1 rRNA gene is annotated in these 249 nt (G+C 47.0%); it reads left to right on the forward strand.

Going from position 1 to position 249, the window contains the following annotated elements:
- Positions 1 to 30: 30 nt before the first annotated feature.
- A 23S ribosomal RNA gene (locus AC0V2Y_RS29010) occupies positions 31 to 249 on the forward strand; the annotation flags it as partial.

Here is a 249-nt window from a genome sequence, read left to right on the forward strand (position 1 = left end):
TTTGAAAGAATGAAGAGGCTAACGTTATAGGGACAAGCGAATAAGTGCACATGGTGGATGCCTTGGCGATTACAGGCGATGAAGGACGTAGTAGCTTGCGATAAGCTGCGGGGAGTGAGCAAACACACTTTGATCCGCAGATTTCCGAATGGGGCAACCCACCCTTTTAGGGTATTGCATACTGAATACATAGGTATGCAAGGCGAACGCGGCGAACTGAAACATCTAAGTAGCTGCAGGAAAAGAAAT

The sequence above is a fragment of the Janthinobacterium sp. BHSEK genome (assembly GCF_056174685.1).